Raw genomic sequence first — 6,303 nt, 5'->3', positions numbered from 1 at the left:
ATTTTATAATTTCCTATTAAATAAATAAAAAAAGCCAGAAAAGGATCAATCCATGATAATCCTTTTCTGACTTATGATCTGGTTCTATGCCCATTCATTGCTATCAGATTAATATATTTAGTTATTCACTTTAAATTTTGTTCTTGTTTTGAATAAGCAAGGTTAAGAGTTTTAACCTTTACCCTATTGAGTATAGTACCATTTTATCACCAATAAATCAATAGGCTCGTCAGTCATGGCTTAAGTATAAACAAAGTGTAGCTTTTGTCCTTATCAAAATTCCAGTCTACAAAGTAATCTGTTATTTCTGCGTTTAGGTACTTTTCATAAGAACTTTGATGCTGATTAATGACTTTCTTTTCCAGCTTTCTTTTTACAACCTTCAGCGTTTCTTGAAAACCTAATTGAATGAATTCTTTTTCCAGGCTTATTAGTATACCGTGGCGTACGATAATAAGCGTCCGCTCATTAAGCAACTTTGAGTGGGTTTCTTCAGGAGCTTTCTGAATTTGCATGCTTAATTCTATTGTTTCTTTCTCAACAAGATTTTTATTGTGATACGCATCGAAATTATATGGCTGATCTTTTTCAAAAATGAATAGTAACATTCCTGATTTTTCATCCAGATTCCAGTCATAGTAAAATTCTTTTATCTTATCTTTTGTATTAAATTCGATATAGGATTTTATTTCTTCTTCAAGGTTTTCCATCATTAAATCTCTTGTCTTTTGGACATAGACGCTTTGTTGATTAGTCAGGAGCGTATTCTCCATCGGTGACAAGAAATTGGTTATATAGATGGATACGAAAGGCCTCGAGATGGTACAAAACACATTACCTGGCCCACGGCCAAAATTCTCTCTTAATAACTTCCCGATATATCCGCTGATTTCTTTTTCAAGCATTGCTACTTCCATATTGTACCTCACTATGTAATTTACTCCTCTTTAATTCTTCCCTAATCCTGTACTGGCAAAACATGAATACGTCTTACTTAATTTAGAACTAAACTGTAGATTTATGTATAAATCAATGAAGGTTTATCGTTATATTTAATAATGGCTTCTCGTTGTTTCATTTCAGCGTAATGATTTATGCTGGCATCGGCAACTATGGGGTTGCCACTTCAGAGAGCCAGAGAAGCGATCTTGTGATTGATTATTCCCGATTGAATGCAGAGATCCTCAAATATTCCGAAGACGGGATTAATATTATGGTTGCAAATGAATGGCTTGAACAGCCGCCTTTATCAGTTGACAGACAAAATCTTTTAAAAAATAAAAGTAAAAAAGCACCCAATGGGTGTTTTTTTACTTTTATTTTTATTACATCCTCATTCATTAGAATTCAGGATCAATATGACATAAATAGTTTTTAAGTGATAGTGATCTTTCTGTAATAAATTCTATTCCTTCAGATTCCAGCAACAGTTTCTGGTTAATAAACATTTCTTCATCCCGGAAACTTATTTCTCCTTTTGAATTAATCACCCTATGCCACGGGAGTCCATATTTTTCTGACAGGGAATGGAGTATTCGTACAACCTGTCTTGCAGATCTTGGACTTCCAGCCGCTCTAGCTATTTGTCCATATGTCATTACTTTCCCATAGGGGATTGTTTGTATTATTCTAATAACATTCTTTGTAAAATCCGTCACGGTGCCACATCCTTTTCTACCAACCCAATATATCATAAAAATCCCTGCTTAAAGCCAGGGATTTTTAAACTAAGAAGTATAAGATTTGAATTTCTTAATGATTGCCCAACACATTAGTCCTATTAACCAGTAAATCGGAAATGAATAAATATGTTTCCAGGTAATTTCTTTATAAATCCCCAGGTAGACCATAAACGGTTCTGCAACAAAAGCCAGGAAAAGGGACAACACACCTGTAGCGATAAAAAACTTTTTAAATGAGAAACTGAATTTTTGATAGACCATCATAAAAGGGATTATCACGACTCCCACATCATATGGATATAGCTGCGGATTTATAAAAGGTGTGAGCCTGACTGGATATGTCCATACCATAGCGTTGCTGCCGATTGAATCCAGGAAGATGGCTGTTACACCATAGAATAAACCAAACGCTGTATTTTCTATTAGCCTCGTTTTATCCACTCTTATCCACCAGACAATAGCCGGGACAACGGAAAGAACCAATAGAAACCACCATTTATAGGTAAGGAAGTTATTTTCATACCAGTACGTCCTTAATACCTTATGATATTTCGCTTCGGCATCTAAAAGTTCCTGGAGCGAAATGGCATTTAAAATCATCATATAATCATTCAATTGGGATCCAATTGCACCAACTATTGAAAAAAGCATAGAATCACACCCTTTGTATATAGAGTGTGATTTTTACTGCTAAATATGTGTGAATTCAGCTAATTTTGATGTTTGATTTCATTATAAATCTCGATAAGCCGATCAGGCTTTGCATCGGTACAGTAGGAATACACTCCTCTTGTTGTATGAAGATAAAGAAATCCTGTCCTTCCTGATATTTTCTTAAATGAAATATCTAATATGTCACGAAGATGAAAAATGTCAGAAGCTGTGGTTATCCTGTCATGATACATTTTTATGAATTGTTCGTTTTCTTCATAAACTTGTTCATTATCTTCAATCCTGCGATCCACTTTTCAGTAACTATGCGAACAAAGCATTCACAGCTCCCTCCCTTCTGATCAATTTCGTACCTTTTTATTTTACTCATGTTGTTTAACAATAACTAATATATTTAACAATAATAACAGGACATCATTATGAGGAGGAATTATTTGAAATGCATCGGTGAACTTTTGGATCAGGAAAAGTACCGGGTCAATGGAAATTTGCGATTATCGAAAATAAGGAGGCTGTTTTAAAGGTTTTTGGGTTTAGGAATGGAAAATGGCTTGATTTATGGAATATTGATTCCCGGATTCTAACCCTGTTTTATAAATCTTATGAAGCTGAATTCGATTGGTTCATCGTTGTATATGACTATCCAACTTTCTGCGCCGACAAAGATATAAAAGAAGCGATTATCTGGCATGAACTTGGTCATATTTACTATCCGGTGCTAGAACAACAATTGAGTATTGAAAGTGAAATCCAATGTGACGGGCTTGCTATCAAAAACGGGCACCAGGAAGGCATTCGCAAGATATTGAATCTTACTATGAAAATGGCTAAAACTCTTAACCATGAAATTTTAACTCATGTTACTTTCGAACGGCAAATGAAACTGCCTGTCTGACAAATCACTTACCGAACCTGTTAAGTATTCTGTGAAAAAAAACTTTTGCTGCGGTATTTAAAGAGACCCGCCATGCGGCGGGTCTTTTTATCAACCGGTATTCCTTAATCCTGCAGCAACGCCACTGATAGTTAATAAAACCTGAGTCAATAACTCATCATCCGGATCTTCATCCTTGCGAAGCTCCTTAATCAATTCCACTTGAATAAAGTTAAGCGGATCGACATATGGATTTCGTCTATGGACAGAGTCTTTGATATTTGGTGTATGGTCAAGAAGTTCTTCATCCTCTGTAATTTGCAGAAGGATATTCTTGGTTCGTTCATACTCCTCTAAAATGTTGCCAAAGATACGGTCAGCAATTGCTTTATCTTCTACCAGTGAAGTGTATTCCTGTGCCGTGGTAATATCCGCTTTCATCAATGCCATTTGCAGATTATCAACAGTACTTCGAAAGAATGGCCATTGTTCATACATTTCCTGTAAGACCTTTAAATTATCGGGACTTTCCTGTGCGAAGTTCTGCAAGCCAGTTCCGGCCGCATACCATGCTGGGAAGAGCTGTCTGCTTTGTGTCCAGGCGAATACCCATGGTATAGCACGAAGATTTTCGAATTTGGCACTATTTTTTCGGCTCATCGGACGTGAACCGATATTCAGTTCAGCAAGTTCTTTCAACGGTGTAGCTTGGTTGAAATAAGTGATGAAATCTGGATCTTCAAACACAAGCGACTGATATTTCCTTAAGGAAACAGCAGAAATTTGCTCGAGGGCAACCACCCATCTTTGGTCACGCAAATGACCCTGCTCAGATTCCTTCAGTACATTCGCTGCAGCCTTCATCATTGTAGATGTAGCCTGTTCAAGGCTTCTATAGGCAATATCCTTCAACAGATAACGTGATGACAAAACTTCACCTTGCTCAGTAATCTTGACTCCTTGACCAAGGGTCTCGACAGGCTGGGAAAGCAGGCTCTTGTTCAATGGACCCCCTCCTCGGCCTAATGAACCTCCTCGGCCATGGAAAAACTTCAAACCGATTTGATATTTCTTCGCAATCTCATTGATTTCAAGCTGGGCTTTGTAAAGCTTCCAGTTGGCTGTCAATGTTCCGCCATCCTTGCTTCCATCTGAGTACCCAAGCATGATTTCCTGCTGATCCCCCATTTTATTCAAATGATTGCGGTAAATTGGCAACTTGAATAGTGTCTCCATAATTTTTGGACCAGCTGTTAAATCGTCAATTGTTTCTAGCAGAGGAGCTACGTTCAGATCGGTCTCGAAAGTACCATCCGCATGGAGTCTGTAGATGCCAGCCTCCTTGGCAAGGACAAGCACTTCAAGCAAATCGCTCGCGGATTGAGTCATACTCACTAGATACACAGAAATTGAACGCTTCCCGAATTCATTATGCGCACGTTTGATCATCTCAAAAACTTGAAGCATTTCCTGCGTCTCTTTTGAATAATCCTCATGAAGAAGGAGCAATGGACGAGGGTCTTCAAGGATTTTAACAAGTAATTCCTGCTTTTCATCTTCTGATAGTGATGGATAATCCTGATTGATTCCAACCTTCTTCAGTATTTCAGCGATTGCCGCTTCTTGTTCACCGCTATGGTTACGAATATCCAAAGTTGCAAGATGGAATCCGAACAGCTGGACTTGCCTGATCAACTTTTGCAAAGTCTTGAGTTCATGGTGAACAGGATGATGCTGATAGATGCTTCGTTTTATGACAAGAAGATCTTCAAGCATTTCCTCTGATGATTTATAGCCGATAACAGATTTTCCAGCTTCCTTAAGCCTTTGAATGATAATAGCAAATTTGCGGCGATAAACCTCGCCTTCAATATTCCATTTTTGATCAGCCGTTAAATATCTTTCTTCCTCTTTAATAACTGATGCGACTAGTTCTTCACTAACAGCTGCTCTTGTTGTTGAATGACTGAAACGCTTCATCAAATCAACTAATACAGCTTTATACTTTTTTAGTACCAGACGTCTTTGTCTTTGCAATGTTTCCCATGTAATATCTGGAGTAACATTTGGATTCCCATCCCTGTCACCGCCAATCCATGAGCCAAATCGAAGAAAGTGAGGTACTTTCCATTCATGTTCAGGATAATGGCCTTTCAGGCTAGTTTCTACTTCCTGATGGATTTCAGGCAGGACATCGAATAGTGTCTGGTCAAAATAATAAAGTCCGTTCCTGACTTCATCTATGACAGTAGGTTTACGGTCTCTCAATTCATCAGTCTGCCAAAGGACGGAAACCTCATTGAATAGGCTTTCCTCGATCCTGTCACGCTCTTTCTTGGATAAGAGTGGATTGTCCAGACTTTTAAGGATACCTGCTATCCTTTTCTGAATCTCCAGGATTGAACGTTTGGTGGCTTCCGTGGGATGGGCTGTAATAATCAATTCCAAAGACATTGTATTCAGTACATTTTGGATGATATCTGAGGATATGTAATTGTCTTTCAACGAAAGGATAGCTGCTTCAATAGAGCCTGGCTGTGAGCTGGTTTCAGACTCCAGCAGATAGTCGCGGCGCCTGCGGATCCGGTGATTTTGTTCCGCTGCGTTGATTAAATGAAAATAAACCGAAAATGCCCGGATGATATTTTTTCTCATAGGAACAGACAAGCCTGCGATTTCCTCTTTTAAAGCAGGGTATGTATCGCGGTCATGTTCATTCCTTAGAGTTTTGCACATTGCTCGGATCTTTTCTACTTTTTCAAATAGTTCCACTCCGCCATGGTAGACTAGAATATCTCCGAGGATGTTTCCAAGCATTTTTACATCCCGGCGCAACGGCAAACTGCTGTCGTTCACTTCAATTCCTGATGTCATTTTGTCACCTTCCTAAAACTTGTAAGAATATTTTAAATATTAATATAGCATAAAAGTACTGAGATTGTGAAGTGATAAGCATATTGGCAAAGGAATTCCATAATGACTTCCCCTTTTTTATAAGTGTAAGTATTCCTTAATTATTTTTCCACTCAAAGCCTTTGAAACAAACGCTATTAAAGAAAAGGCTTCCCTAAATGG

Annotated in this window: 5 protein-coding genes; 1 reads left to right on the top strand and 4 read right to left on the bottom strand. The window is 38.0% G+C overall.

Annotated features, from left to right (window positions below):
- Nucleotides 1-233 precede the first annotated feature (233 nt).
- On the bottom strand, nucleotides 234-929 hold the full coding sequence (locus JCM21738_RS06735) for a Na-translocating system protein MpsC family protein (RefSeq protein WP_243462923.1): 696 nt from the start codon (nucleotides 927-929) through the stop codon (nucleotides 234-236).
- Nucleotides 930-1,042: 113 nt separating this feature from the next.
- Between JCM21738_RS06735 and JCM21738_RS06730 the strand changes: the two genes are divergently transcribed.
- On the top strand, nucleotides 1,043-1,378 hold the full coding sequence (locus tag JCM21738_RS06730; RefSeq protein WP_321172032.1) for a DUF3231 family protein: 336 nt from the start codon (nucleotides 1,043-1,045) through the stop codon (nucleotides 1,376-1,378).
- Here the strand turns inward: JCM21738_RS06730 and JCM21738_RS06725 are convergent.
- The 3 genes from JCM21738_RS06725 to ppc all read right to left on the bottom strand — a co-directional run bounded on the left by JCM21738_RS06725 (nucleotide 1,341) and on the right by ppc (nucleotide 6,102).
- Nucleotides 1,341-1,658 carry an MGMT family protein gene (locus JCM21738_RS06725; protein WP_023614106.1) on the bottom strand — a complete coding sequence of 106 codons (318 nt, stop codon included), beginning with the start codon at nucleotides 1,656-1,658 and terminating at the stop codon, nucleotides 1,341-1,343. The two genes, JCM21738_RS06730 and JCM21738_RS06725, sit on opposite strands and share 38 nt — an antisense overlap.
- 69 nt (nucleotides 1,659-1,727) lie before the next feature.
- Nucleotides 1,728-2,333, bottom strand: a complete 606-nt coding sequence (locus tag JCM21738_RS06720; RefSeq protein ID WP_023614105.1) for a CBO0543 family protein — start codon at nucleotides 2,331-2,333, stop codon at nucleotides 1,728-1,730.
- A gap of 1,006 nt (nucleotides 2,334-3,339) precedes the next feature.
- Nucleotides 3,340-6,102, bottom strand: coding sequence for a phosphoenolpyruvate carboxylase (gene ppc, locus JCM21738_RS06710; protein WP_023614103.1), 2,763 nt, complete (start codon nucleotides 6,100-6,102; stop codon nucleotides 3,340-3,342).
- Nucleotides 6,103-6,303: the final 201 nt, after the last annotated feature.

It is taken from the genome of Mesobacillus boroniphilus JCM 21738 (assembly GCF_000517385.1).
Classification (GTDB): domain Bacteria; phylum Bacillota; class Bacilli; order Bacillales; family Cytobacillaceae; genus Mesobacillus; species Mesobacillus boroniphilus.
The sequence above is the reverse complement of the archived record's forward strand: the minus strand, read 5'-3'. Positions and strand labels throughout refer to the sequence as shown.